Genomic DNA, 25670 nt, shown 5'->3' on the forward strand with positions numbered 1-25670 from the left:
GGCGCAAACTGTGCGCCGCGCTCTCGCACGGAGGCAAGGGCGGTCAGAAGATGCCGAGGAACTTCTTGCGCTGCCGCTTCACTTCGCCCGGATTGGCCTTGCCGCTTTCCGATTTGGCGGTGGTCCCGCCGCCGACATCGTCTCGTGGCCGGCCCTTGGCGTCGCGCTGACTCGCTGCGCTGGCGCCCGCCAATACCGGCCCGCAATCCGTCGCCTTGGCGTCGCCGAAGTCGACAAAGGTCAGCACTCCCGCGATCGGCGACGCCACCAGTGCCAGGCCAAGGCCGCCACCGGCACGCGCGAGCAGTTCGGGGCTGATGACGCTGATCGACGGTTTGGCGAAGCTGCCGCCGATGCCGACGGGGGACTGGCCGGAGAACAGGCTGAACCGCTTCGAATCGGCGCGGAAGGCGAGGTCGATCGTCTCGTTCTTGAAGCTGAAGCCGCCGCGGCCGAGCATTACATTCTTCTGCGTATCGATCAGGATCGGATCCGCCGCCGCGACCCCGTCGCGGACCGTGAAGCCGATCAGTCCGCAGTTGATCTGCACCGGCTCCTTCAACCGACGCTCGAACATCTTCTGGACAAAGGTGCCGAGGTCGAATTCGGCCAGTTCGGTGTTGCGCGTCCAGAATTCGCCCTTGGGCATGATCACGGCGATACGGCCATTGGCACTGGCCAGCGACTGGCGCACGCTGTCGCCGGTACCTTCCATCTGTACCCGCGCCTTCAGCATGCCCGTGGTGCCGGACTGATCGGCGCCGAAGCCGGCGAGCAGCACCCCCATGGGCGTAGGGGAAAGCCGAATATCATAGCGCGTGAACACCGGTGAACGGCGAGCGTCGATCCGGATGTCCGACGTGACCGTGCCGCGGGCGAGGCTGAAGTTCAGCGGGCTGAGCGTGAGCAGGCGATCTTCGAGTTCCAGGCCCAGTTCGATGTTCGACACCGGTAGGTTCGGAGCGCGCACCGCCCGCACCTGCCACTTCACCCGGGCATCGAAATTCTTCAGCGCCTCGGTCCGCAACGGCGCGTCGGGTAGGAGGCGCGGGGGGCCGGCCGTCTGCGTTACCGCTGCCTGCGCACCCTGGGTTGCGAGGGCATTCGGATTATAGCCGATGAACGGGCCCGCATCGATGATGTCGAGGATCTGGGTAGCAAGGTCTGCCGTCACCAGCATGCGCGGTTCGCGCAACTGCACCGTGAACTTGCCGGCAAGGTCGCTGTCGCCGAAACGGCCCTTCACGCCGGTGAAGCGCCATTCGTCACCCTGCTTGGCAACCACCGAGGTCAGCCGATACCCGCGCGTGTCCGGCACGGCGATGCCGGCGAGCATGAAGATATCGGCCAGATTCTGTCCACGCAGGTTCATGTGGAGCTTCGCACCGTCCAACACCGTTGCGCCGGGCAGCGTGCCGGCGATGTCGACCCGGCTGCGCACCCCCTCGGCATGCAGGCGCAGCCGGTTCTCGCCGCCCGCCAGCGTCTTGTTGGAGGAGAGCAGCGCCCCCGCCAGCGTGAAGCGGGCGCCGCGCGCGGTGCCGTTGCCGTCGAATCGGATCGTGTCGGCGAAGCGATTGTCCTCGGCTGCCACGGTGTCCACGCGAATCGCCGCATCGAGCCGGTGACGGGGGTCGAGATAGCGGAGCTGCGTGCCCGCGATCCGCGCGCGCTGGATCAGCGGCATCTCCAGCGGCTTGCCGCCGCCGCTGCCGAAAGTCCATGTATTCTGCTTGCCGTCGCGATCCCATTGCAGGTCGATTCGCCCGTCGGTGAGGCCCAGCCACTGGAACCGCTTCTGATGGGCGAGCAGCGAGAAGGTGGCGATTCGCGCATCGATGCGCGCGGCGCTGAAGAACGGGCTGGTGCCCGCCCAGTCGGGGTTCTCGACGCTGAGCCCTTCGGCGACGAACTTCAGGTTGAAGGGCGCGAAATAGAGCTGGAAATCGCCCGCCACCCGTACCCTGCGCTGGGCGCTGCTGCTCGCGATCGATTCGAACGTGCCTTTGAGGAACCGCCCCTTGGTGACGAACAGCACCGCCCAGGCCAGCACCACCAGCCCGATCAGGCTGGTGACGACGGCGATCGTGGCGGCGAGCGGCGTGCCCATCGAGCGGACGGGCCGGGGCGGCGGTGCCTGGTCGGCGGCGAGCAGCGGTGCGTCCAGGTGAGCCATGACTGTCAAAATCCCGGCCTCGCGCGGGGTTCCCGGGTGGTTGCAAAGCCGTGATCCATCGGCTAATGGGCCGCCTTTCCGCGATCGAGGGACCGTCCGGCCAATAGGGCTGCCGCGGCTGTCCGCAATCGTCGAACCAAAAGGAGACGAAAATGCCCAAGCTCAAGACCAAGAGCGGTGTGAAGAAGCGCTTCAAGTTCACCGCGACCGGCAAGATCAAGCACGGCGTCGCTGGCAAGCGTCACCGCCTGATCAGCCACAATGCAAAGTATATCCGCCAGAACCGCGGCACCTCTGTGCTCGCCGACGCCGACGTCGCACGCGTTGTCGCGTGGGCGCCGTACGGCCTGAAGTAAGGAGGGCCTGACACATGGCACGAGTAAAGCGTGGTACGACCACCAAGGCGAAGCATAAGCGGATTTTGGATCAGGCGAAGGGCTATTATGGCCGTCGCAAGAACACCATCCGCATCGCGCGCCAGGCCGTCGAAAAGGCCGGCCAGTACGCCTATCGCGACCGCAAGGTAAAGAAGCGCAGCTTCCGCGCCCTGTGGATCCAGCGCATCAACGCCGGTGTGCGCGCCGAAGGCCTGACCTATTCGCAGTTCATGCACGGCCTGAAGCTGGCGGGTATCGAACTCGACCGGAAGGTCCTGGCCGACATCGCGATGCACGAGGGTGAAGCCTTTACGGCCATCATCGCGCAGGCGAAGGCGGCTCTGCCCCAGGCCGCCTGAGCGGACCTGCGCGCAAGCTGAACAAGGGGCGTCGAGGCTGCGGCTTCGGCGCCCTTTTTCATTCCAACCGGGGGAGACGATCCCGTGGCGATGAAGACCTGGTGGCTCTATGTCACCGCCGTGTTTTTCGTGTCGATGACGCCGGGGCCGAACATGCTCCACGTGATGGTGCAGAGCATCCGCGAGGGCGCACGCAGCGTGCTGCCGACCACCGCCGGGCTGATGAGCGCGAACATGTTCTGCCTGGGCGCCTCGGCGGCGGGGCTTGGGGCGTTGCTCAAGGCATCGCCGGGACTGTACGACGCGCTGCGCTATGCGGGGGTCGCCTATCTCGTATGGCTGGGCATCAAGGCCTGGCGTGCGCCGGTGGCGGGGGCGCATGCCGATGCGCCGGTGCCGGCGCGGCAGTCGGTTCGCGCGCGCTATCTCACCGGGCTCGGCACGGGGCTGTCCAACCCCAAGCTGATCGTCTTCGCCGCCGCGCTGTTCCCGCAGTTCCTGGACGTCGGCCACCCGTTCCTGCCGCAGCTGGCGATCCTCATTGCCACCTTTGCGGTGATCGAGGCCTTCTGGTTCTCGGTCTATGCGCTGGGCGGCCGCTCGCTCGCGGCATGGCTGGCGCCTGCGCGCCGGCAGCGGATGTTCAACCGGGTGACGGGCGGCGTGTTCGTGGCGTTCGGCGCGGCGCTGTTCGGCAGCCGGGTGTAGCGTGCCCGCAAATACCTTGACCTGCGAGCCCGTCTGGGGTTCCAGCCACCTCGCACAGTGAACGGAAAACGATGACCACCGATCTCGATACCCTGCGCGGCGAGCTGCTTGCCGCGATCGATGCTGCCACCGCGCTCGATGCGCTGGAGGCGGTGCGCGTCCAGGCGCTCGGCAAGCAGGGCGCGATCACCGGCCTGCTCAAGACGCTCGGCAAGCTGAGCCCCGAGGAGCGGCAGGAACAGGGGCCGCGCATCCACGGCCTGCGCGAAGCCGTGACGGAGGCGCTCGCCACCGCCAAGGCGGCGATGGAACAGGCCGCGCTCGACGCGCGCCTCGCCAGCGAAACGGTGGACATGACGCTGCCGGTCGACGGCGTCGCGCCGGGCTCGGTCCACCCGGTAAGCCAGGTGATGGACGAGCTGGCCGAGATCTTCGCCGATCTGGGCTTCGCGGTCGCCACCGGCCCCGAGGTCGAGGACGACTGGCACAATTTCACCGCGCTCAACATCCCGGAGACGCATCCGGCACGTGCGATGCACGACACCTTCTATATCGCCGGCGAACATGAGCGGCCGATGGTGCTGCGCACGCACACAAGCCCCGTGCAGATCCGCACCATGACCAGCCAGAAGCCGCCGATCCGCATCATAGCGCCCGGCCGCGTCTATCGTTCGGATTCGGATGCGACGCATACGCCGATGTTCCACCAGATCGAAGGCCTGGTGATCGACAAGGGCATCACGCTCGGCCACCTCAAATGGACGCTGGAGACCTTCCTCAAGGCCTTCTTCGAGCGCGACGACATCGTGCTGCGCCTGCGCCCCAGCTATTTCCCCTTCACCGAGCCTTCGGCCGAAGTCGATGTCGGCTTCACCTGGAAGGACGGCAAGCGCGTGATCGGCGGCAGCGGCGACGCGCCCGGCGGCGGCTGGATGGAAGTGCTGGGCAGCGGCATGGTGCACCGGCGGGTGATCGAGGCCTGCGGGCTCGATCCCGATGAATGGCAGGGCTTCGCCTTCGGCACCGGCGTCGACCGGCTGGCGATGCTCAAATACGGGATGGACGATTTGCGCCCCTTCTTCGACGGCGATCTGCGCTGGCTCAAGCATTACGGCTTCTCGGCGCTCGACGTGCCCACGCTGAGCGGAGGAGTCGGCGCATGAAGTTCACCCTGAGCTGGCTCAAGGAGCATCTGGAGACCGAAGCCTCGCTGACCGAGATCCTCGAGGCGCTGACCCGTATCGGCCTTGAGGTTGAGGGCGTCGAGAACCCCGCCGAGCGGCTGACCGGCTTCCGTGTCGCCCGCGTGCTGACCGCCGAGCGGCACCCGCAGGCGGACAAGCTGCAGGTGCTGAGCGTCGATTTCGGCGAAGGCCCATTGCAGGTCGTCTGCGGTGCGCCGAACGCGCGTGCCGGGCTGGTCGGTGTGCTGGGGCTTCCCGGCGCGGTGGTGCCGGCCAACGGCATGACGCTCAAGGTCGCGGCGGTGCGCGGCATCGAATCGAACGGCATGATGTGCTCGACCCGCGAGCTGGAGCTCGGCGAGGACCATGACGGCATCATCGAGCTGCCGGAAGATGCGCCGGTCGGCACCGCCTTCGCCGACTATGCGGGGCTCGACGATCCGGTGATCGACGTGTCGATCACGCCGAACCGCCAGGATTGCATGGGCGTGCGCGGCATCGCCCGCGATCTCGCCGCGGCAGGCCTCGGCACGCTCAAGCCGCTCGACGCGGTGGTGGCAGACCTGCCGGCGATCGTACCGCAAGGTGCGGGCCCCGACGTGCGGACCGACGATGCGGCGGGTTGCCCGGCTTTCTATGGCCAGATCGTTCGCGGGGTGAAGAACGGGCCGTCGCCGGACTGGCTGCAGCAGCGACTGAAGGCGGTGGGACAGAAACCGATCTCGGCGCTGGTCGACATCACCAACTTCGTGATGTTCGGGCTGGGCCGTCCGCTCCATGTCTATGACATGGCGAAGCTCTCGGGCGGGCTGGTCGCGCGCAAGGCGAAGGACGGGGAGACCGTGCTGGCGCTGAACGGCAAGACCTACACGCTCACCGACTCGATGACCGTGATCGCCGACGATGCGGCGGTGCACGACATTGGCGGCATCATGGGCGGCGAGCATTCGGGCTGTGCGGACGACACCAAAGACGTGCTGATCGAATGCGCCTATTTCGATCCCGAGCACATTGCCCGCACCGGCCAGAAGCTGCTGCTGACCAGCGATGCGCGCACCCGCTTCGAGCGCGGCGTCGATCCCGAATTCCTCGACGAGGGGCTGGCGATCGCTACCCGGCTGGTACTGGCGCTGTGCGGCGGCACCCCGAGCGAGGTCACCCGTAGCGGCACGCCGCCCAAGGTAGGCGCGGTCGTCGGCTATGATCCGGCGCTGGCCGAGACACTGGGCGGCCTCGCCATTCCCGCAGAACAGCAGGTCGAAATCCTCGAAAGTCTCGGCTTCATCGTCCAGCCGCTCGACGGCAATGGGGATCCGGTCGAGTTCGGCGACGGCTTCGAGGCCCTCCGCGTCACCGCGCCGAGCTGGCGCCGCGACGTGGACGGCCCGGCCGACATCGTCGAGGAAGTGATCCGCATCGCCGGCATCGATAACGTGCCGTCCACGCCGCTGCCCCGCAACCCCGGCGTCGCGACGCCCACCGCCACGCCCGAGCAGAAGCTCGAGCGCCGGATGCGCCGCACGGCCGCTGCGCGCGGTCTCAACGAAGCGATCACCTGGAGCTTCCTCCCCGAAGCCCAGGCGGACGTCTTCGGCGGCGGCGCCTGGACGCTCGCAAACCCGATCAGCGAAGACATGAAGGTCATGCGCCCCTCGCTGCTGCCCGGCCTGCTCGCGGCGGCGGAGCGTAACCTCAAGCGCGGCGCGACCAGCGTCCGCCTGTTCGAGGTCGGCCGCCGCTATCTGGCGGACAAGGAGCGCCTCACGCTGGGCGTCGTGCTGGCCGGATCCAAGGCCGCGCGCGGATGGCAGGGCGGCAAGGCCCAGCCCTTCACCGCCTTCGATGCCAAGGCCGAGGCGCTGGCGCTGCTGGAGGCCGCCGGTGCGCCGGTCGCCAACCTCCAGGTGATGGGCGAGGCGGGCGCCGCCTACCATCCCGGTCAGTCGGCGACGCTGCGGCTGGGGCCGAAGAACGTGCTCGCCAGCTTCGGCATGGTGCACCCGAGCGTGCTCAAGGCATTCGACCTCGACGGCGCGGTCGCGGCAGTGGAGATCCATCTCGACGCACTGCCCGCAAAGAAGGCCGTAGGCTTCACCCGCCCGGCCTTCACGCCCCCGGCGCTGCAGGCGGTCACGCGCGATTTCGCCTTCCTGGTGCCGACCACCCTCGCGGCGGGCGATCTCGTCCGCGCCGTGAAGGGGGCTGACAAGGGCACGATCGTCGACGCGCGGCTGTTCGATCTGTTCACCGGCCAGGGCGTGCCGGAAGGGCAGAAGTCGTTGGCGGTCGAGGTCACGCTGCAACCGGGCGAGAAAAGCTTTACGGACGCAGACCTGAAAGCGGTAGCGGACAAGATCGTCGCGGCGGCGGCGAAGCTGGGCGCGATACTGCGCGGCTGACGCGCAGCAAAGGGGCATGGCGGACGTTTCGGCCGTGCCCCTTTGCGCCGGTCGGGAAAACGGCGCCCGTTTACCATCTACTGTGTCGAATCGACGCAGCAACGTGCTTTGCGAATCTAGTAAATCTAAATAAAACAGGAACTTGAGCGCGTTAGGCATGCCGCTTTACCGTATTGGTAACGGCTGTGATTCTCCCACGCCGCAACTATGCCGATGGGGCACCGGCGCGCTGGACAGAGCGCGCGGACGGCACGGTATCGGCGACGGCGTAACACGGGAGATGTATATGAAGCGTTTGAAGGTTCTGCTGGCGGGCGCGGCAGCGATGGCGGGCTCCATGGCTCTCGCGGGGAGCGCACAGGCGGCGACCTATGTCTGCACCACCGGCCCGGTCTGCTCGTTCGACGGCACCACCGGCGGCTTCACCGTCCGTCGCGCCGCACAGACGACTGCTGGCGACCTCTTCGAAATCGTCTTCGCGACGGCCGGCACGCTCAAGGTTACGCTCACCAGCGCGCAGGCGAACTTCACCCACCTCGCGTTTCTGGGGCAGAGCTTCACGCCGAGCAAGGGTACGCCCTACGCGTTCAACATTGCCAGCAGCGGCACCTATCTGCTCTCGCTCACCACGCAGAACGGCACGGCACGTCCGGCGGCGTTCAGCGGGACGTTCGATTTCGCGGCGGTTCCGGAGCCGGCTGCCTGGGGCATGATGATCGCTGGCGTGGCGATGGCCGGTGCGGCGCTGCGCCGCCGCCGGGCACCGCGTGTCGCGATCGCCTGAACCGAGCGCGTCCGGCGCTTCGCCGCGCTTAATCTGGGGGTGCGGTGCATGCATCGGCCCCATCTTACAAGAATGATGCAGAACCCCCTTGCGTCGCCGATCCGCTTGCGGTAGGCGCCGCCCCTCCAATGCGCCCGTAGCTCAGCTGGATAGAGCATCAGACTACGAATCTGAGGGTCGGACGTTCGAATCGTTCCGGGCGCGCCATTTTCTCCTTTATTGATCGGCATGGCGGCGGATGCTCCCGCTTCCCGCCTTCACGCTCCGGCGCTACAACCCCCTTGGCCATCGGCCAGGAGGAGGACGCCATGTGTGACGAAACGACCGCAGCGGACAACGATCGGCATCTGGCGGGGTTCAGCCGGCGCGACTTCGGCGTCGCTGCTGCTGCAGCGGGCGCGATGGCGCTGCTGCCCATCCCGGCCAATGCTGCAGCGGTGACGGGCCGTGACGTCACGATCCGGACGCCGGACGGCATTGCGGATGCCTACTTCGTCGCACCCACCCATGGCCGCCATCCTGCCGTGCTGGTGTGGCCGGACATCATGGGATTGCGCCCCGCCTTTCGGCAGATGGCGGATCGGCTGGCGCAATCCGGCTTCGCCGTCCTGACCGTCAACCAGTTCTACCGCTCCACCAAGGCGCCGTTCCTGAAACCCGGCCAGTCGTTTGACCAGCCGGAAGTTCGGGCGATGATCATGCCGTGGCGCGAGCCGCTGACGCCGGCGGCCATCACGGCCGATGCCAAGGCGTTCGGCACCTTTCTCGACGCCCAGCCAGAGGTAGATGCCAAGCGCGGCATGGGCAGTACCGGCTATTGTATGGGCGGTCCCTTCGTTTTCCGCACCGCCACTGCCTTGCCGGGGCGGGTGCGCGCCGGCGGCAGCTTCCACGGTGCTGCACTGGTCACCGATGCGGCGGACAGCCCCCACCGGCTGGTGCCTCAGATGCAAGGCCGCTACCTGATCGCCATCGCCGAAAATGATGATGCTCGCGCGCCCACCGATAAGGATGCGCTGCGCACGGCCTTCGCCGCCGCCAAGGTGCCGGCGGAGATCGAGGTCTATGCGGGCGCGATGCACGGCTGGTGCCCGCCGGACAGCCGTGTGTACAACGCGGCGCAGGCCCAGCGTGCATGGGATCGATTGCTCGCCACGCTCGCCATTCTGTAGCGGATTGACCGCAGTCCTGCTTCATGTTCTCTTATTGTTCCCACGCCGATGCGTCGTGGGTAAACAGGGGCTTCGAATCATGGCAGACGAACTGGTTCTCTATACCAACCCGCAGTCGCGCGGCCGCATCGCCCGGTGGATGCTCGAAGAGATTGGCGCGCCCTACCGCGCCGAGGTGCTCGAGTATGCAACGACGATGAAAGCGGCGGAATATCGCGCGATCAACCCGATGGCTAAGGTGCCGGCGCTTGTTCATAACGGCAAGGTCGTTACCGAGTGTGCGGCGATCTGCGTCTATTTGGCAGAAGCGTTTCCGCAAGCTGGCCTGGCGCCCCTGCCGGAAGAGCGGGCGGATTATTATCGCTGGCTCTTCTTTGGGGCGGGGCCCGTGGAGCAGGCGATGACGAACCACTATGCCGCCTTTCATGCCACTGAAGAGCAGGGCCAGATGTTCGGTTATGGCAGCTATGATCGGGTCGTCGACGTTTTGGACGAACTGTTGCTTTCGCGGGCCTATATCGCGGGCGATCGCTTCACCGCCGCCGACGTCTATGTCGGCGCGCAGCTCAGCTGGGGAACGATGTTCGGGCTGTTGCCGAAGCGGGATTCGTTCCTCGCCTATGTCGCGCGTATCGAAGCGCGGGAGGCGCACCAGCGGGCATCGGCGCTCGACGATGCGCTGATGGCGGAGCGGCAGACGGCGACGGAGTCGGCGTGATACCCGGAAGCTCGCCCGCGACACGCAGGCGATGAACTCTGGAGGCAGGAAGGCCGGTGCACGATGCGCCGGCCTTTCAGCAGGCGGGGCGCACCAGGATCGGCGCGCCTGCGCCGATCCTCACGACTCGATGACGTAGTTCAGGAAGTCGGGGATCGGGCCGTTCCAACCATCGTCGGGCCCGTCATCCTGATCGCGGCGGCGGCGGCGATCGTCGCGCGGCGGAAGAGCGGCGCGCGCTTCGGCCTGCACCTTGGCGGGCACTTCCTTGCGGCGACGCGGCGACGCTTCCTTCTGCGGCTCGGGTGCGGCTTCTGCGGCAATCGCATCCTCGCGGCGGGGCTCGCGCTTTTTCGTGTCGCGCTTGCGGCTGCGTTCGCGGGCCGGCGCGGCTTCCGTCGTGTCGGTCTCGACCGGGCTCGGCACCCGTTCGATCTTGTGGCCGGTCAGCTTTTCGATTTCGGCGATGTTCTCCGCGTCATCGGGCGCGACCAGCGTATAAGCAATGCCGGTGGCGCCGCCGCGGCCGGTGCGGCCGATGCGGTGGACATAATCGTCCGGGTGCCAGGGCGCATCGAAGTTGAAGACGTGGCTCACGCCCTTCACGTCCAGGCCGCGCGCCGCGACGTCGGACGCGACCAGAATGTTCACATCGCCATTCTTGAACCGGTCCAGCTCGGCGATCCGCGCCGGCTGATCCATGTCGCCATGGATTTCCGCCGAGCGGAAGCCGTGCTTCTTCAAGCTCTTGTTGAGATCGCGCACCGTCGTCTTGCGGTTGCAGAAGATGATCGCGGTGGACACCTCGTCCTGCCGCAGCAGTCCGCGCAGCACCTGGCGCTTCACATGCGCAGTGGCCGGCACTTCGACGATGCGCTGGGCGATATTGATGTTGGTGGTCGCCGGGCGAGCCACTTCGATCGTCTTGGGATCGGTCAGGAAGCGGTCGGCCAGCTTCTTGATCGGCGGTGGCATCGTTGCCGAAAACAGCAGCGTCTGGCGGTTCTTCGGCAGCTTGGTGCAGATTTCCTCGATGTCGGGGATGAACCCCATGTCGAGCATCCGATCCGCCTCGTCGATGACCAGCAGGCTGCAGCCGGTCAGGAGGATCTTGCCCCGGCCATAGAGGTCCATCAGCCGGCCCGGCGTCGCGATCAACACGTCGACGCCCTTTTCCAGCGCCTTCACCTGATCACCCATCTGCACGCCGCCGATCAGCAGCGCCATCGAGAGCTTGTGGTTGAGTCCGTATTTCTCGAAATTCTCGGCGACCTGCGCCGCCAGTTCGCGCGTCGGCTCCAGGATCAGCGATCGCGGCATCAGCGCGCGGGTGCGCCCTTCGCCGAGCACATCGATCATCGGTAGTACGAAGGCTGCCGTCTTGCCCGTACCCGTCTGGGCAATGCCGATCAGGTCCTTGCCCATCAGCACCGACGGGATCGCCTGGCGCTGGATCGGAGTCGGCTCGGTATAGCCGGCATCGGTGACCGCGCGGAGAAGTTCGTCGGATAGGCCGAGATCGGCAAAGCTCATGCAAATGTCCGGAAAACGGGCGCGTTCACTGCGCCTCAGAAGAGGCTAACGCGCTTGCGGATTCAAGCGCAAAAGTCAAGTCTTAGCGCGCGCGCACCAAGTTGCGGAATGCCTGGACCGGACAGGAGCGCCCGGAGCGGGAGCGTAGCGAATCACGGCCGGCGCACACTTTGTTGTCCTTGCTGGGTCGGAGATAGGCGCCGGAGTAGAAGCCGAGTGCGGGGCATTCCGATCCCAGCTTCGCGCGGAGCAGCGACCCGTCATCCAGGATCAGATCGACACTGTCGGCAGCGTTGACGGTGAAGCCTTCGATCCGGTCGACCTTCACGCAATCATTGGCGCGGCGCTCCACCAGCCGAGAGTCGGCTTCGCGGCGAACGATAATCGTCGTGGAGGTCACGGTCATGCGCGGCACGTGAATCGATACATGCTGCTGCACCGAGGCGTCGGCGGGATCGGCGCGCACCGCAGGCGTTGCCGCAGGTACGGCAAGCATCAGCAACAGACCGGTGGCGGCGATCGGCAGATTCGACATAACGGCTTCAAAGGCTATGCGCATGGGCTTGAACAGTGGATGAACTGCCCCAGCCCATGCTATCGCGCAATGGTGATGACACCCGAGCAGCAGCGCATCGTCCACTTCGCCGCCGAACGTTTCGGCCCGAAGACGGTCACCACCGATCCTTCCGATATCGAACCCTGGCTCACGGACTGGCGGCGTCGCTATCATGGCGTCTCCCCCGCGATCCTGTCGCCGGCGTCGACCGCAGAGGCGAGCGCGCTGGTTGCGCTCGCGAATACGTGCGGGGTGCCCTTGGTGCCGCAGGGCGGCAATAGCGGCATGGTCGGCGGCGCGGTTCCACCCCAGGATGGTTCGGCGCTGCTGCTTTCCACGCGGCGCATGAACCGCATCCGATCGATCAATCCGGAGGCGAATCTCGCGATTGCCGAGGCTGGCGTGATCCTGGCCACGTTCCGCGATGCGGCCGAAGCTGCGGGACGGCGCTTTCCGCTGGACCTGGGTGCGCGGGGCAGTGCGACGATCGGCGGCCTGGTCTCCACCAATGCGGGCGGCGTGCAGGTGCTGCGGTTCGGCACGATGCGGGCGCTGGTCGCGGGCGTGGAGGCCGTGCTGCCGGATGGATCGGTGCATGACGGGCTGTCGGCATTGAAGAAGGACAATCGCGGCTACGACCTCACGCAGTTGCTGATCGGCGCGGAAGGCACGCTGGGCATCGTCACTGCCGCAACGCTGCGGCTGGTGCCGGCGGCGGCGGCGCGCGCGGTGGCCTGGGTCGGCCTGGACAGCCCGGCCAAGGCGCTCACCCTGTTGCGCCGGCTGCAGGCTGCCACGGACATCGTCGAGAGTTTCGAGATCATGCCCGACGATACAGTGGCGCTGGTGCTGGAGCATGTGCCCGGCACGCGGATGCCGCTGCCCGGTCGGCATGGTTGGCACGTATTGGTGGAAGCCGTGTCAAGCGATGCGAACGGCGAGGCGCCCGGCGTCGTTCTCGAGCGGCTGCTTGCCGATGCCTTTGCCGCCGATCTTGCCGAAGATGCTGTCCTTGCCGCCAGCGAATCGCAGGCGGAGGCGTTCTGGCGCATCCGCCATTCGATCTCGGAAGCGGAGCGGGCGGCCGGCCCGGCGGTGCAGCACGATATCTCCGTGCCGGTGGAAGATATGCCCCGCTTCATGGTGGAAGGCGGGGCGGAAGCGGAGGCGCGCTTTCCTGGCACCCATGCGATCGCCTATGGCCATCTCGGCGACGGCAACGTCCATTTCCACGTGCGCGCGCCGCAGGGCGTGGATCGCGATCGCTGGTATGCCGAAGACGGGCCGCGCATCACCCGGCTGGTGCACGACATGGTGGTGGCTGCCGGCGGGTCGATATCCGCCGAGCACGGTATCGGCCAGATGAAGCGCGACGAACTCGCCCGGCTCTCGGCTCCTGCCCGGATCGCGGCGTTGCGCGCGATCAAGACCGCGCTCGATCCGAACCATATTCTCAATCCGGGAAAGCTGGTCGCGCTTGCGCCGGAAACGGGCAGGCCATAGACCCGCGACCCGTTGAAACCAGCGTTCGACCCAAATCTACGCCGTCAGGAGATCATCATGGCCAGCGCGCCGCAGTCGCTTCCCTTGTTCTACAACCAGATCGAGCCGCTTTCGAGCCAGGTCCATGCCGATTTCCGCTCGCGTTCGGTCGATCGCGCCGCGTTCCTTGCCAACCAGCATGCTGTGCCGGTCACCGTCGAGGAATTCCCGCTGGTGCAGCGTTTCATGCCGATCGTCTTCTCGGTCGGCGACGATCCCGTTCCGCTCGCGCTGATGGGGCTGAACGAAGGCGTGAACACCTTCTTCGATGCCGAAGGCAAGCTGGTGGAGCCGAACTTTTACGTGCCGGCCTATATCCGCCGCTACCCCTTCCTGCTGGCACGTCTGCGGCCGGACAGCGACGAGCTGTCGCTCTGCTTCGATCCGACGTCGGACGTGATCGGCAACTTCGAGGAAGGCGAGGCGCTGTTCGAGAATGGCGAGCCGAGCGAGGTCACCAAGAACATTCTGCAGTTCAACGAGCAGTTCGAACAGGCCGGCGCACGCACCAGTCAGTTCATGCGCGAGCTGAAGGATCTGGGCCTGCTGATGGACGGCGAAGTCTCGATCCAGCCCGAAGGCGCCGGCCAGCCCTTCATCTATCGCGGCTTCATGATGGTCGACGAAGCCAAGCTGAATGAGCTGCGCGGCGATCAGCTCCGCAAGATCGTCCAGAGCGGCATGCTGCCGCTGATCTACGCCCACCTCTTTTCGCTTGGGCAGATGCGCGAGCTGTTCGCGCGGCAGATGCGCTCGGGCTGGCAGCCGGAAGTCCAGCTGGTCGGCTGATCGGCTGCCACTGTCGCTGCAGGAAACGGGCCTCGCCGATACAATGTCGGCGGGGCCTTTTCTTTGCGCCGCCGATCAGCGGAGCAATTGTTGCGGCGAGCCGCCTTGAAGTCGGTTGTCCGGCCTCTATATTTGTTGTGTGCGGCTTCGTGTCCCCCCTTTCGCGAGGTCGTACGACGCGCCTCCGGGCGTGTCTCCTCCCTGAACCTTGGCCACCTCGTGGGAAACCGCGAGGTGGTTTTTTATGTGGCGCAGGCTGGCATTATTCCGCGGCTAGGGCGCGGGGGAGCGCCTCGTCGGCGATCGCGTCGATAATCCCGCGCAGCAGCGCCTTCGTCATCGCCGCCCCTGCGCCGGGCTGGTCCAGCGCTGCGTCCAGATAAAGCGCGCGGTCGAATTCGAGCTGGATGGCATGAATGCCGCCGCGTGGATCTCCGTGCCGCTCTAGGATGTACCCGCCGGCATAAGGCGTGTTCGCTGCTGAAGCGATGCCATGTTGCCGGGCTACCCCGGCAATCCGCGTGCCGAACCGCGCCGCCGCCGCCCGTCCAAACCGGTCGCCGATCACCAGTTGCGGCGCCGAAGCGGCGTGGCCCAGCGGCGGCATCGAATGGATGTCCAGCAGCACTGCGATTCCGAACCGCCGATGCGCTGCCCCCAGCGCTTCGGCGAGCGCAGCATGATAGGGGCGGTGGTCCTCCTCGATGCGCTCGACGATTTCCGCGTCGGTGAAGCGCCGGCACCAGAGTTGGCCAAGATTGCCCACGCGCCGCGGCACGATTCCCAGCCCGCTCCGCAGCTTGGCCGACGGCGGCCGCCCGATGCGCTGCGCGCCGTCGTCGATATGCGGATCGCGTTCCTGTTCGGAGCGATTGAGATCGATCCAGGCGCGGGCCCGCGTTGCCACGAACAACGTCTCTTCTCGCCTGGCATCACGGGCGAGCGCATCGACATGCCGATCCTCCAGCGCGCGCAGGGCCGGCAGCGGCACACGCAGCGCGGCTGCAAGCACTGCTGGATAGTCCCGTCCGGCATGTGGCGCAGACAAGACCACCGGGCTTTCCGGCAGCAGCGGTCCATACCGCTCGAAGCTGGGCGGGCTGTTCACGGCCGCCACCCTAGGCCGCCGCTCTGGCGACGGCAACGGCAGCCGGATCGCGCTGGAATTTCTTAATGGGTTTGCGCATAAGGGGTGGCCCGTTGACGCGCATTGGGGAAATGATGATCCGGATTCTGCTGGCCGAGGACGACCGCATCATGCGGGAATACCTCACCCGAGCGCTGGAGCGCGCGGGCTATGCGGTCAGCTCCGTCGATCGTGGTACGGCGGCGATCCCCCTGCTTGAAACCGAATCATTCGATCTGCTGCTCACCGATATCGTCATGCCAGAGATGGACGGGATCGAACTGGCGCAACGCGCCAGCGAAATGGCGCCCGAGATGCGGGTGATGTTCATCACCGGCTTTGCGGCCGTGACGCTGCGGGCCGGCCAGCAGGTGCCCCAGGCCCGTGTGCTCTCCAAGCCGTTCCACCTCCGCGATCTGGTGCTGGAGGTGGATCGGATGTTCGAATCGGAGAATGTCGGGCAGAACTGAAATCGGCGCTTGCGCGGGCGAATAAGCCTCGCTAAAGGGCCGCTTCCCGAGTTTCGGGCGCGTAGCTCAGTGGTAGAGCACTGTGTTGACATCGCAGGGGTCGCAAGTTCAATCCTTGCCGCGCCCACCATCCAAAAGGCCCGTCGGCGCACCGCGCTGGCGGGCTTTTTCGTTTCGAACTCCCCCGAACGAATATTTTCCGATCACGCATGTGCGGGTTCGGTGCCGCCATATCGTTATAGGTCCGTGATGATTTTCCGTTCTGCTAGCAAGGTAGACGCAAGAGAAATTTGAAGTTTTGCGGGCTGCCCTTACTATGGTCGTTTGATCATCGGTGACACGACAGGGCAAAACCACGTACCGATGCAGGGGAGTTGCGGTTGCGGCCACAGAATTCTAGCGGACGTATTCGCGTCATGACGTTCCTCCACAGCTTCGAACCGGGCGGAGTGGAGCGCGTTGCTTTGCGGCTGATCCGGCATTGGCGAGCTGCAGGGGTGGATGCGCCGCTGTTCGTCGGTCGGCCCACCGGGCCCATGCGTGCCGAGTTCGGCGATATCGGTTTCGAAACGCCCCCGCAGCCGCGCCGCAGCCAGGCCGGCTGGGAAACGCTGTGGATGATCCTCACGCTGCCGGCGGCAATACGGCGGGTGCGGCCCGACATCCTGTTCGTTGCCGGTTCCACCTATACCATTGTCGCGGTGATGATGCGCGTGCTGCTCGGGCGACGCTGTCCGCCGATCGTCGTCAAGATCAGCAACGATCTGGCGCGGCGCGATCTGCATGCGGTTCCCCGCTTCTTCTGGCGCCTCTGGTTGCGGATACAGGGCCGCAGCGCGCGCTTCTGGGTGGCGATGGACGAATCGATGCTGATCGAATTGCCGCCGCTGATGGCCCGGCGCAGCCGGGTGGTGCACGATCCGGCGATCGAGCTTGAGCGCATCGCGGCCCGTCCACGCGTCGCGAACGGCGCGCCCCGGCGGTTTGTCGCGGTCGGCCGGATGGTGCCGCAAAAGCATTTCGCACTGCTGCTTCGGGCCTTTGCCAAGGCGGCGCAGGCAGGCGAGACGCTCACCATCCTCGGCGACGGTGTCGAGCGGCCTGCACTGGAAGCGCTGGCGCGCCAGCTCGGCATTGTCGATCAGGTTCATTTCGCCGGCCATGTGCCCGATGCGGCCGCCCGGCTTGCGGATTTCGACGTGCTGCTGATGTCGTCGCGCTATGAAGGGATCCCCGCAGCGATCCTGGAGGCGCTTGCCGCCGGCCTGCCGGTGATCACCACCGATTGCGGGCGCGGCGTGCACGGGCTGTTGGGTGACGGGCGCTTCGGCGTCATCGTGCCGCAGGACGAAACGGCGCTTGCCGCGGCGATTCGGGCGCCCGCGCCGGTGCTCGATTGCACCGAGGTACGCGCGTTTCTGGAGCGGTTCACGATTGAGCGGTCGGCCCAGCTCTATCTCAACCTGTTCGCCGAAGCGGCCATCGAGCAGCGTGCGGCACCGCAGCCGGCGGAATGGGCCGCGCCGCTGGTCCGCTGATCGCGCACGACGCGCGCTGCACTCCACCATGGTTGAAATAGCCGCCGGGGCCGGGTTCGGCCTGGCAGCAAACATATATGTGCCCGGTGCGGCCAGCTTGCCGGCCGCACCGGGCGCAGGCGCGATCAGTGGTTGTCGCGCGGGATGCCGTGCACCTGGGCGATCCGCTGGAACTGCTCGGATCCTTCCAGAATTGCGCCGGTGTTCATCTGGCCCACCATCGAGCGATAGATTGCCTGCCACGGCGTCTGTGACGCAGGATGCGGATAGCCGCCGGCCTCGGCCAGCGCACGGCGGCGCTCGGCCAATTCCGCATCGGGAATCAGCACATCGGCGGTGCCGCGCTTCAGGTCGATTCGCACGCGGTCGCCGCTCTTGAGCAGCGCGAGCCCCCCCATCGCCGCCGCTTCGGGCGAGGCGTTGAGGATCGAAGGCGATGCCGAGGTACCAGACTGGCGGCCGTCGCCGATGCACGGCAGCGCATGCACGCCCTCGCGGATCAGATAGGACGGCGCGCGCATGTTCACCACTTCGGCAGCGCCCGGATAACCGATTGGCCCGGCGCCGCGCATCACCAGCAGCGTTTCCGCAGTGATGCCCACGGTGGGATCGTCGATGCGGTGGTGGTAATCCTCCGGCCCGTCGAACACGACCACCGGGCCTTCGAATGCGTCGGGATCGTCGGGATTGGAGAGATAGCGGTCGCGGAATTCGGGCCCGATCACGGATGTCTTCATGATCGCCGCGTCGAACAGGTTGCCGCGCAGCACGACGAAGCCGGCGGCTTCGACCAGCGGCTCCTCGAACCGGCGAATGACCTTCTCGTCCTCGATCTGCGCGCCGCGGCAATTCTCGCCGATGGTGCGGCCATTGGCGGTGATCGCATCCTCGCGGATCAGGCCCTGCTGCATCAGCTGGGCGACCACGGCGGGAACGCCGCCGGCGCGGTAATAATCCTCGCCCAAATACTCGCCGGCAGGCTGCAGGTTGACGAGCAGCGGCACCTGGTGGCCATGCGTCTGCCAGTCGTCCAGCGACAGCTCGGCGCCGACATGGCGCGCAATCGCGGCGAGGTGGATCGGCGCGTTGGTCGATCCGCCGATCGCCGAGTTGACGACGATCGCGTTGAGGAACGCGTCGCGCGTCATGATGTCGGAGGGCTTCAGATCCTCGTGCACCATCTCGACGATGCGCTTGCCGGTACGATAGGCGGATTCCTGCCGGTCGCGATAGGGTGCCGGGATCGCTGCCGATCCGGGCAGCATCATGCCCAGCGCTTCCGCCAGCGAGTTCATCGTCGTGGCCGTGCCCATCGTGTTGCAATAGCCGGTCGACGGCGCCGAGGAGCTAACCAGGCGGATAAAGCCTTCGTCGTCGATCTCGCCTGCGGCAAGCAGCTCGCGCGCCTTCCACACGATCGTGCCCGATCCGGTGCGCTCGCCACGGTGCCAGCCATTGAGCATCGGCCCCACCGAAAGCGCGATCGCCGGAATGTTCACGGTCGCCGCTGCCATCAGGCAGGCGGGCGTGGTCTTGTCGCAGCCGGTGGTCAGCACCACGCCGTCGATAGGATAGCCGTAGATCAGCTCGACCAGGCCCAGATAGGCGAGATTGCGATCGAGCGCAGCGGTGGGGCGCTTGCCGGTTTCCTGGATCGGGTGCACCGGAAACTCGATCGCGATCCCGCCCGCCTCGCGGATCCCTTCACGGATGCGCTCCGCCAGCACCAAGTGGTGGCGGTTGCACGGGCTCAGATCCGACCCCGTCTGGGCGATGCCGATGATCGGCTTGCCCGAGCGTAGCTCCTCCAGGCTCAGCCCATAGTTGAGGTACCGCTCGAGATAGAGGGCGGTCATGTCGACATTGTCGGGATTGTCGAACCACGCGCGGCTGCGCAGCTTCGGCGGAGTGTCGGTCATCGGAAAAGCCTTGCGGGAGGAAAGATCAGTTGGTGGTCGAGAAGCGGTAGACGATCACGTTGCGATAGGTTTGGCCGGGGTTCAGCCGCGCCGAGCCGAATGCCGGCTGGTTCGGCGTGTCGGGGAAGAGCTGGGGTTCGAGCGCAAGGCCGTCGCCCTGGCGATAAGCATGATTCGACTTGCCGATCGCAGTGCCGTCCAGGAAATTGCCGGTATAGAATTGCACGCCGGGCTGATTGGACAGGATCTCCATCACCCGCCCGCTCGACGGATCCTCCACGCGGGCGTGCAGGGTCGGCTGGGCGGCGGGCGCCTTGGCGATCACGAAATTCTCGTCATAGCCCTGGCCGAAAACGATCTGCGGATCGCGCCCGTCGCGAATGCGGGCACCGATCGCCATCGGCTTGCGGAAGTCGAACGGCGTGCCTTCCACCGGCCGCAGCTGGCCGTTGGGTATCAGCGTCGCGTCGACCGGCGTGGTGGTCTCGGCGGGGATCGTCACGACATGGTCGTAGATCGAACGCTGCGAGGCTTCGCCGGCGAGATTGAAGAAGCTGTGGTTGGTGATGTTGACGATCGTCGGCTTGGTCGTCGTCGCGGTATATTCGACCGACAGCTCGTTCTTCTCGTTCAGCGCATAGGTGGCGGTGACGGTGAGCTGGCCGGGATAGCCTTCTTCACCATCGGCGGAGACATAGCGCAGCGTCACGCTGGCGTTCTCGCCGCTGGTAACCTTTTCCACGGTCCACAGCTGCTTGTCGAAGCCCTTCGGCCCGCCATGCAGCGCGTTGGGGCCGTTATTCTTGGCCAGCGTGTAGGTCTTGCCGTCGATGGCGAAGGTGCCGCCCTTGATGCGGTTGGCATAGCGGCCGACGGTGGCGCCGAAATAGTTCGGGGCGACAAGATAGCCTTTCATGTCCGTATAGCCGAGCGTCACGTCTTCCGACTTGCCGTTGCGGTCCGGGGCCGAAAGCGCCTGGAGGATCGCGCCATAGGTGATGATCGTCGCGCGCACGCCATGCTGGTTGCTGAGCGTGATCGCTTCCACCTTGCGGCCGTCGGGCAGGGCACCGAAGCTGGCGCGAGTCGTTTCTCCCGCCTGCGCAGCCACCGGTATCATCGTCGCGGCGATCAGTGCGCCCCTGATAAGATAATTCATGCAAAACCTCTCCCTGTCGGCTATCGCTGTGTGGTGGGCGATGCCCGTTGACGCTGGACGTCGGCTTGAATACTCCGACTAGAAAGCGAAGAGCAACCCCGCCGCGTGATGAGCGTGGCAAAATCGAGAGGATCATACCAACATGGCGGTCGTGCCAACGTCAAAGGCTGCTCCGGCGGGGGCCGGGCAAGCCGCACCTCCCACCCAATATGGTCGTGCGCTGGCGCTGCTCGCCACGCTTTTCTTCATGTGGGGGTTCATTACCGTTATCAACGGTACGCTGCTGCCCCATCTGCGCAGCGTGTTCGACCTCAGCTATTTCCAGGCGGCGCTGATCGAAAGCGTCTGGTTCATCGCCTATTTTTTCGCCTCCATCCCGTCGGCGAAGCTGATTGAGCGGATCGGCTATCAGAAGTCGCTGGTGGTCGGCCTGCTGATCATGGCGGTCGGCGCGCTGGGGATGACGCTGGCGGCAAGCCTGCCGTCCTATGGCGTCACGCTGTTCATGCTGTTCGTGATCGCCAGCGGCATCACCCTGCTGCAGGTGGCGGCCAATCCCTATGTCGCGGTGATCGGCCCGTCCGAAACCGCTTCGTCGCGCCTCAATCTGGTGCAGGCGATGAACTCGATGGGAACGATGCTGGCGCCGCTGTTCGGTGCCTATCTGATCCTCGGTCGCTCGAAGGGCGGCACGGCGGAAGCCGGCGCAACCCTCACTCAGGCAGAGCGCCTGGCGGACGCGCATGCCGTGATCCTTCCCTATGTGCTGGTCGCGGCCGTGCTGTTCGTGCTCGCCGTGGTGATCGCGCGCTTCCCGCTTCCGGCGATGGGATCGGCCACCAGCCGCGTCGCCAAGGAAGAACGCAAGCATCACAGCCTATGGAACCATCGTAACCTGGTGTTCGGCATCGGTGCGATCTTCATTTACCTGATCGCCGAAATTGGCGTGGGCAATCTGTTCGTCAATTTCGTCAGCCGTCCCGAAATCGGCAACATGACGACCGAGCAGGCCGGTCGCTATCTCACGCTGCTCTGGGGTGGCATGATGGTCGGCCGGTTCATCGGCTCCGCGATCATGCAGAAGGTCGATGCGGCCCTTGTCCTCGCCGCCTTCTCGATCGGCGCGTTCGTGGTCATGATCGTCACCGTGTTCACTCAAGGTGAGGTGGCGATGTGGTCGCTCATCCTGGTGGGCCTGTTCCACTCGATCATGTTCCCGACGATCTTCACCCTGGGCATCAAGGGCCTCGGCCCGCTTACGGAAGAAGGTTCGGGCCTGCTGATCATGGCGATCGCCGGCGGCGCGCTGGTGGCGGTGCAGGGCTGGCTGGCCGACATGTACGGCCTGCAGAACTCGTTCCTGCTGACCGCGGTCTGCGAACTCTACATCCTGTTCTACGCGCTGTGGGGCGCCAAGCCCACCAACGCGATCGAAGACTGATCGAAGCGCCTCCCCGGGCTTCGGCCCGGGGAGCGTTGCCGCCTCACATCGAGAGGCGCGTATCCTCCAGCGCCAGGTCGACCAGGATGCGCATCGCCGCAGCCGCGGCCTCTGCATCGCCTGCCGCGATCGCATCGAACACGCGGATATGATCAGGCACCGGATCGCGCGGCAGCGCGCGGGCGCGCTGCTTGTACTTGGTGGTCCAGCTCACTGCCGCGCTGATGCTGGCGCTCAGCGCGATTAGTGCATTGTTGTGCGTCGCGGCGAGCAGTGCGTCGTGGAAGTCGCGGTCCGCTGCACGACCGGCCTCGGTGGCCAGCGTATGCCGGCGCATCTTGGTAAGCGCGTCGCGCATCGCCTTCACATCGTCCCGCTCGCGACGCTCTGCCGCAAGGCGCGCTGCGGCGGGCTCCACCATCGCGCGCAGCTCGAACAGGTCTCGGACGAAATCGGTATCCGGCTCGCCCGAGAATGCCCAGGCGAGCACTTGCGGGTCGAGCATGTTCCAGCGGGTGCGCGGTAGCACATGCGTGCCTGCCTTGGGGCGGCTTTCCACCAGTCCCTTGGCGGTGAGCACCTGCACTGCCTCGCGATAGGCGCTGCGCGATACATCGAGCGCCTCGGCATTGGCGACTTCGCCCGTCAGCTTCTCGCCGGGAGCGATCGCACCGGAGACGATCTGGGTGCCCAGATAATGGGCGATGGCGCCGCGCAGCCGCCGCCCCGACCCTTTGGGCGTCCGCGTGATCGGCTGCACGCCAGTTTCGTCCAGCGCCTCGGGCTGATCGTCCAATGCCATCCGGCTCGTCTCCTTTTCGCACCCGTGTAGCGCGATCGAACCGATTGCGCCAAACACTGCAAGATTGCCATTCGGGAACTCTGCTAATAAGTCGGACTAAACGGAGCCAAGGAGTGGAGCGAATGGCGTTACGGTTGATGCAGTATCGGGGAGCGGCGGGTGAGCGCCGGGTGATCGCGGCGGACGAGGCGGGCGCCGGGTTCGTGCGCGGATTCGCCGATGTGCGCAGCCTTGCGCTGCACGCGATCGAAACCGGCCAGTCGCTGTCGGCGGCAGTGGCCGCGGCGGGGCGTGAGGGCAGCGTCGATCCTGCCGAGGCGCTGGCGGCGGGCCAGCTGCTCGCGCCGATCGATCATCCCGATGCGGCGCATCTGGTGCTCACCGGCACCGGCCTGACCCATCTCGGCTCTGCCGAAGGGCGCGACAAGATGCATCGTGACGCTGCGGCCGCCGAGCACAAGACCGATTCGATGCGCATGTTCCTGGAAGGCGTCGAGGGCGGCAAGCCGGGCGCAGGCGCGATCGGCCAGCAGCCCGAATGGTTCTACAAGGGCAATGGCCATCATCTCGCCGGCCCCGGCGATGCGCTGGAAATGCCGGGCTTTGCGCAGGATGGTGGCGAGGAGCCCGAACTGGCCGGCATCTACCTGATCGGTCCCGACGGCACGCCGTGGCGCATCGGCCTGTGCCTCGCCAACGAATTCAGCGACCATGTGACCGAGCGGCACAATTATCTGTGGCTCGCCCATTCCAAGCTGCGCCAGGCGTCGCTCGGGCCAGAACTGCTGGTCGGCGAGGTACCCGCCGACGTGCGTGGTACCAGCCGGATCGTGCGCGACGGCGAGACCTTGTGGGAAAAACCGTTCCTCTCCGGTGAGACGAACATGTCGCACAGCCTCGCCAATCTCGAGCATCACCACTTCAAATACGGGCTGTTCCGCCAGCCGGGCGACGTGCACGTCCATTTCTTCGGCACCGCCACGCTGTCGTTCAGCGACGGGGTGAAGACGGAAGTGGGCGACACGTTCGAAATCGAAGCGGCGCCCTTCACCCTGCCGTTGCGCAACCCGCTGGCGCAGGTGGAAGATACCGGGCTCACGGCGGTGAAGGCGCTGTAAATCAGGGCGAACCCAAGTCCCCCTCCCGCTTGCGGGAGGGGCTAGGGGAGGGTGCGACGTGGAGGTTCTTTCTGAACCGCGTCGCCCGCTTCTCTCACACACCCTCCCCCGTCCCCTCCCGCAAGCGGGAGGGGTGCGAAAGAGCCGGGGCGTCAGCCTTCGATCGCCACCACCGCGACCGACTTCGCCGGCAGCTCCAGCGTCACCGCGTCCTTGGCTACGCTGCCGCGGATCGGCTTGGGCACCACCGTGCTCGGTGCCTCGAAGCTGTTGACCGCGTCGACCTTCGCCGCCGTCAGTACCTCGCCCGCGGCGCTCTTCGCGGTCACGCCGGCGAACCTCACCGCGATCCGCGCCGGCTTGTTCGGATCCAGATTGGTCACCGCCAGCCACAGCTTGCCGTCCTTGCCCCGCGCCGCGATCGCATCGACGCGCGGCATGGTCACGCCTTCATGGGTGTAGGTCCCGGCGTCGAACGACACCGGCACTGCGCGCGCATCCTGGAACGGCACGTACATGCGGAACACGTGATAGGTTGGCGTCAGGACCATCTTTTCCTTGTCGGTCAGGATCATCGCCTGCAGCACGTTGATCATCTGGGCGATGTTGGTCATCCGCACCCGGTCCGCATGGCGGGCGAAGATGTTGACATGGAGTGCGGCGATGATCGCGTCGCGCAGCGAGTTCTGCTGGTAGAGGAAGCCGGGGTTGGTACCGGGCAGCGGCGCGAGCCACACGCCCCATTCGTCGACGATCAGCGGCACCTTCTTGTCGGGATCGTACTTGTCCATGATCGCCGAATGCTTGGCGATCATCCCGTCCATCGCCAGTGCGGCCTTCACCAGCTTGGCATAGCCGGTCTCGCCGAAGCCTACGCTGGGATAAGAGGGCGGCCAGCCCCCCGTCGTATAGGCGTGCATCGACAGGCCTTCGATGTTCCACGCCCAGTCATGGCCCTTCCAGGCCGCCATTACCGCTTCGGTATAGCTGGTATCATTGTCGTTGGGGCCGACGGCGATGCGCTGCATCGGCTCGGGGCCCTTCTCGCCCTGCTTGGGATCCAGATTATGGGTGAAGCGGGCGAAGCGCTTCATGAGGTCGACATAATGGTCCGGCCGCATCGATCCGCCGCAGCCCCAGCTTTCGTTGCCGAGGCCGAGATACTTCACCTTATAGGGGGCTGGATGGCCGTTCGCCGCCCGCTCCTTGCCGGCGGTGGTGGAAGGATCGGCCGTCATATAGGCCAGCCAGTCGGCCGCCTCCTGGATGGTGCCCGAACCTACATTGACCGAGACATAGGCGTCCGCACCCACCTGGTCGGCAAAGTCCATGAACTCGTCGGTGCCGAAGCTGTTCGGTTCGCCCGCGCCGCCCCAGTTGGTGTTGACGCTGCTCTTGCGCTTCTCCTGCGGGCCGATGCCGTCACGCCAGTGATATTCGTCGGCGAAGCAGCCGCCCGGCCAGCGCACCACCGGCACGCGGATCGCGCGGAGCGCCGCCACCACGTCCTTGCGGATGCCGCGCACGTTCGGGATCGGCGAATCCTTGCCCACCCAGATGCCGCCATAGATGCCGGTGCCGAGATGCTCGGCGAACTGCCCGAAGATGTTGCGATCGATCGTCGCGCCCGGCTTGCCGGCGTCGACGGTTACCGTGACGGGCGCGTCCTTGCCTTGCGCCGCCGCAGGCACCGGGGCAAGCAACAGCGCCGCGCCGGCGAGCAATGTCCTTCGAAGCATGAATCCTCCCTTTGGCATCTTTTCAGCGGGCTGGATGCCATAGATTCTACTCCGACAATAG

Annotated in this window: 22 protein-coding genes and 2 tRNA genes; 16 read left to right on the plus strand and 8 right to left on the minus strand. The window is 66.0% G+C overall.

The window, feature by feature from the left end; translation table 11 throughout:
* Positions 1–43 precede the first annotated feature (43 nt).
* Positions 44–2176 carry an AsmA family protein gene (locus tag ACNFJ7_RS14215; RefSeq protein WP_019369716.1) on the minus strand — a complete coding sequence of 711 codons (2133 nt, stop codon included), beginning with the start codon at positions 2174–2176 and terminating at the stop codon, positions 44–46.
* Positions 2177–2328: 152 nt separating this feature from the next.
* Between ACNFJ7_RS14215 and rpmI the strand changes: the two genes are divergently transcribed.
* From rpmI to ACNFJ7_RS14260, 9 genes are all read left to right on the plus strand, one after another.
* The gene (gene rpmI / locus ACNFJ7_RS14220; RefSeq protein WP_019369717.1) at positions 2329–2532 is read left to right on the plus strand and encodes a 50S ribosomal protein L35; all 204 of its coding nucleotides are present in this window, start codon (positions 2329–2331) and stop codon (positions 2530–2532) included.
* Between the two features lie 14 nt (positions 2533–2546).
* A complete protein-coding gene (rplT, locus tag ACNFJ7_RS14225; RefSeq protein WP_010543146.1) occupies positions 2547–2912 on the plus strand; it encodes a 50S ribosomal protein L20 in 366 nt (121 codons plus the stop codon).
* A gap of 90 nt (positions 2913–3002) precedes the next feature.
* Complete coding sequence (locus ACNFJ7_RS14230) at positions 3003–3620, plus strand: LysE family translocator (protein WP_019369718.1); 618 nt, start codon at positions 3003–3005, stop codon at positions 3618–3620.
* A 71-nt stretch (positions 3621–3691) separates the two neighbouring features.
* A complete protein-coding gene (pheS, locus tag ACNFJ7_RS14235) occupies positions 3692–4783 on the plus strand; it encodes a phenylalanine--tRNA ligase subunit alpha (RefSeq protein ID WP_019369719.1) in 1092 nt (363 codons plus the stop codon).
* Complete coding sequence (gene pheT, locus ACNFJ7_RS14240; RefSeq protein ID WP_019369720.1) at positions 4780–7203, plus strand: phenylalanine--tRNA ligase subunit beta; 2424 nt, start codon at positions 4780–4782, stop codon at positions 7201–7203. The genes pheS and pheT overlap by 4 nt, the downstream gene beginning before the upstream one ends.
* A 286-nt stretch (positions 7204–7489) precedes the next feature.
* Positions 7490–7987 (plus strand): FxDxF family PEP-CTERM protein, encoded by a 498-nt coding sequence (locus tag ACNFJ7_RS14245; RefSeq protein ID WP_152997967.1) that lies wholly within the window; start codon positions 7490–7492, stop codon positions 7985–7987.
* Positions 7988–8117: 130 nt separating this feature from the next.
* Positions 8118–8194 (plus strand) — tRNA-Arg (locus ACNFJ7_RS14250).
* Positions 8195–8295: 101 nt separating this feature from the next.
* A complete protein-coding gene (locus ACNFJ7_RS14255) occupies positions 8296–9159 on the plus strand; it encodes a dienelactone hydrolase family protein (protein WP_026009170.1) in 864 nt (287 codons plus the stop codon).
* A 79-nt stretch (positions 9160–9238) separates the two neighbouring features.
* Complete coding sequence (locus tag ACNFJ7_RS14260; RefSeq protein ID WP_019369723.1) at positions 9239–9877, plus strand: glutathione S-transferase family protein; 639 nt, start codon at positions 9239–9241, stop codon at positions 9875–9877.
* Between the two features lie 120 nt (positions 9878–9997).
* Here ACNFJ7_RS14260 and ACNFJ7_RS14265 read toward each other — a convergent pair whose 3' ends face one another.
* Positions 9998–11410, minus strand: coding sequence for a DEAD/DEAH box helicase (locus tag ACNFJ7_RS14265; protein WP_019369724.1), 1413 nt, complete (start codon positions 11408–11410; stop codon positions 9998–10000).
* 82 nt (positions 11411–11492) lie between these two features.
* Entirely contained in the window at positions 11493–11945 is a 453-nt protein-coding gene (locus ACNFJ7_RS14270; protein ID WP_019369725.1) for a hypothetical protein, read from the minus strand.
* A 69-nt stretch (positions 11946–12014) separates the two neighbouring features.
* Here ACNFJ7_RS14270 and ACNFJ7_RS14275 point away from each other — a divergent pair, with 69 nt between their 5' ends.
* Together ACNFJ7_RS14275 and ACNFJ7_RS14280 are read left to right on the plus strand one after the other, a co-directional pair.
* Entirely contained in the window at positions 12015–13469 is a 1455-nt protein-coding gene (locus tag ACNFJ7_RS14275) for an FAD-binding oxidoreductase (RefSeq protein ID WP_019369726.1), read from the plus strand.
* Between the two features lie 57 nt (positions 13470–13526).
* Positions 13527–14297: a SapC family protein gene (locus ACNFJ7_RS14280; RefSeq protein WP_019369727.1), complete on the plus strand. Its 771-nt coding sequence runs from the start codon at positions 13527–13529 to the stop codon at positions 14295–14297.
* A 262-nt stretch (positions 14298–14559) separates the two neighbouring features.
* Here ACNFJ7_RS14280 and ACNFJ7_RS14285 read toward each other — a convergent pair whose 3' ends face one another.
* A complete protein-coding gene (locus tag ACNFJ7_RS14285; protein WP_019369728.1) occupies positions 14560–15414 on the minus strand; it encodes an N-formylglutamate amidohydrolase in 855 nt (284 codons plus the stop codon).
* A gap of 104 nt (positions 15415–15518) precedes the next feature.
* Between ACNFJ7_RS14285 and cpdR the strand changes: the two genes are divergently transcribed.
* The 3 genes from cpdR (at position 15519) to ACNFJ7_RS14300 (ending at position 17431) form a co-directional block, all read left to right on the plus strand.
* Positions 15519–15893, plus strand: a complete 375-nt coding sequence (gene cpdR, locus ACNFJ7_RS14290; protein WP_026009172.1) for a cell cycle two-component system response regulator CpdR — start codon at positions 15519–15521, stop codon at positions 15891–15893.
* 55 nt (positions 15894–15948) lie between these two features.
* Positions 15949–16023 (plus strand) — tRNA-Val (locus ACNFJ7_RS14295).
* A gap of 286 nt (positions 16024–16309) precedes the next feature.
* Positions 16310–17431: a glycosyltransferase gene (locus ACNFJ7_RS14300; protein WP_019369730.1), complete on the plus strand. Its 1122-nt coding sequence runs from the start codon at positions 16310–16312 to the stop codon at positions 17429–17431.
* A gap of 125 nt (positions 17432–17556) precedes the next feature.
* Here ACNFJ7_RS14300 and ACNFJ7_RS14305 read toward each other — a convergent pair whose 3' ends face one another.
* Positions 17557–19350, minus strand: a complete 1794-nt coding sequence (locus tag ACNFJ7_RS14305) for an IlvD/Edd family dehydratase (RefSeq protein ID WP_019369731.1) — start codon at positions 19348–19350, stop codon at positions 17557–17559.
* 25 nt (positions 19351–19375) lie between these two features.
* Positions 19376–20509, minus strand: a complete 1134-nt coding sequence (locus ACNFJ7_RS14310) for an aldose epimerase family protein (RefSeq protein WP_019369732.1) — start codon at positions 20507–20509, stop codon at positions 19376–19378.
* 142 nt (positions 20510–20651) lie between these two features.
* Between ACNFJ7_RS14310 and ACNFJ7_RS14315 the strand changes: the two genes are divergently transcribed.
* Complete coding sequence (locus ACNFJ7_RS14315; protein WP_026009174.1) at positions 20652–21950, plus strand: sugar MFS transporter; 1299 nt, start codon at positions 20652–20654, stop codon at positions 21948–21950.
* Positions 21951–21993: 43 nt separating this feature from the next.
* Here ACNFJ7_RS14315 and ACNFJ7_RS14320 read toward each other — a convergent pair whose 3' ends face one another.
* Positions 21994–22752 carry a FadR/GntR family transcriptional regulator gene (locus tag ACNFJ7_RS14320; RefSeq protein ID WP_019369734.1) on the minus strand — a complete coding sequence of 253 codons (759 nt, stop codon included), beginning with the start codon at positions 22750–22752 and terminating at the stop codon, positions 21994–21996.
* A gap of 122 nt (positions 22753–22874) precedes the next feature.
* Between ACNFJ7_RS14320 and araD1 the strand changes: the two genes are divergently transcribed.
* Positions 22875–23870: an AraD1 family protein gene (araD1, locus tag ACNFJ7_RS14325; protein WP_026009175.1), complete on the plus strand. Its 996-nt coding sequence runs from the start codon at positions 22875–22877 to the stop codon at positions 23868–23870.
* A 152-nt stretch (positions 23871–24022) separates the two neighbouring features.
* Here the strand turns inward: araD1 and ACNFJ7_RS14330 are convergent, their stop codons facing one another.
* Entirely contained in the window at positions 24023–25609 is a 1587-nt protein-coding gene (locus tag ACNFJ7_RS14330) for an alpha-N-arabinofuranosidase (RefSeq protein ID WP_026009176.1), read from the minus strand.
* Positions 25610–25670: the final 61 nt, after the last annotated feature.

The organism is Sphingomonas sp. HT-1 (assembly GCF_048568905.1).
Classification (GTDB): Bacteria; Pseudomonadota; Alphaproteobacteria; order Sphingomonadales; family Sphingomonadaceae; genus Sphingomonas.

Bases quoted from the DNA above. Each gene is read 5' to 3' on its own strand.
- rplT (WP_010543146.1), top strand. From the start codon at position 2,547: ATGGCACGAGTAAAGCGTGGTACGACCACCAAGGCGAAGCATAAGCGG.
- ACNFJ7_RS14245 (WP_152997967.1), top strand. From the start codon at position 7,490: ATGAAGCGTTTGAAGGTTCTGCTGGCGGGCGCGGCAGCGATGGCGGGC.
- pheS (WP_019369719.1), top strand. From the start codon at position 3,692: ATGACCACCGATCTCGATACCCTGCGCGGCGAGCTGCTTGCCGCGATC.
- ACNFJ7_RS14255 (WP_026009170.1), top strand. From the start codon at position 8,296: ATGTGTGACGAAACGACCGCAGCGGACAACGATCGGCATCTGGCGGGG.
- ACNFJ7_RS14315 (WP_026009174.1), top strand. From the start codon at position 20,652: ATGGCGGTCGTGCCAACGTCAAAGGCTGCTCCGGCGGGGGCCGGGCAA.
- araD1 (WP_026009175.1), top strand. From the start codon at position 22,875: ATGGCGTTACGGTTGATGCAGTATCGGGGAGCGGCGGGTGAGCGCCGG.
- ACNFJ7_RS14265 (WP_019369724.1), bottom strand. From the start codon at position 11,410: ATGAGCTTTGCCGATCTCGGCCTATCCGACGAACTTCTCCGCGCGGTC.
- ACNFJ7_RS14270 (WP_019369725.1), bottom strand. From the start codon at position 11,945: ATGTCGAATCTGCCGATCGCCGCCACCGGTCTGTTGCTGATGCTTGCC.
- ACNFJ7_RS14300 (WP_019369730.1), top strand. From the start codon at position 16,310: ATGACGTTCCTCCACAGCTTCGAACCGGGCGGAGTGGAGCGCGTTGCT.
- rpmI (WP_019369717.1), top strand. From the start codon at position 2,329: ATGCCCAAGCTCAAGACCAAGAGCGGTGTGAAGAAGCGCTTCAAGTTC.
- ACNFJ7_RS14280 (WP_019369727.1), top strand. From the start codon at position 13,527: ATGGCCAGCGCGCCGCAGTCGCTTCCCTTGTTCTACAACCAGATCGAG.
- ACNFJ7_RS14320 (WP_019369734.1), bottom strand. From the start codon at position 22,752: ATGGCATTGGACGATCAGCCCGAGGCGCTGGACGAAACTGGCGTGCAG.
- ACNFJ7_RS14275 (WP_019369726.1), top strand. From the start codon at position 12,015: ATGGTGATGACACCCGAGCAGCAGCGCATCGTCCACTTCGCCGCCGAA.
- ACNFJ7_RS14310 (WP_019369732.1), bottom strand. From the start codon at position 20,509: ATGAATTATCTTATCAGGGGCGCACTGATCGCCGCGACGATGATACCG.
- ACNFJ7_RS14215 (WP_019369716.1), bottom strand. From the start codon at position 2,176: ATGGCTCACCTGGACGCACCGCTGCTCGCCGCCGACCAGGCACCGCCG.
- cpdR (WP_026009172.1), top strand. From the start codon at position 15,519: ATGATCCGGATTCTGCTGGCCGAGGACGACCGCATCATGCGGGAATAC.
- ACNFJ7_RS14260 (WP_019369723.1), top strand. From the start codon at position 9,239: ATGGCAGACGAACTGGTTCTCTATACCAACCCGCAGTCGCGCGGCCGC.
- ACNFJ7_RS14330 (WP_026009176.1), bottom strand. From the start codon at position 25,609: ATGCTTCGAAGGACATTGCTCGCCGGCGCGGCGCTGTTGCTTGCCCCG.
- pheT (WP_019369720.1), top strand. From the start codon at position 4,780: ATGAAGTTCACCCTGAGCTGGCTCAAGGAGCATCTGGAGACCGAAGCC.
- ACNFJ7_RS14230 (WP_019369718.1), top strand. From the start codon at position 3,003: ATGAAGACCTGGTGGCTCTATGTCACCGCCGTGTTTTTCGTGTCGATG.
- ACNFJ7_RS14305 (WP_019369731.1), bottom strand. From the start codon at position 19,350: ATGACCGACACTCCGCCGAAGCTGCGCAGCCGCGCGTGGTTCGACAAT.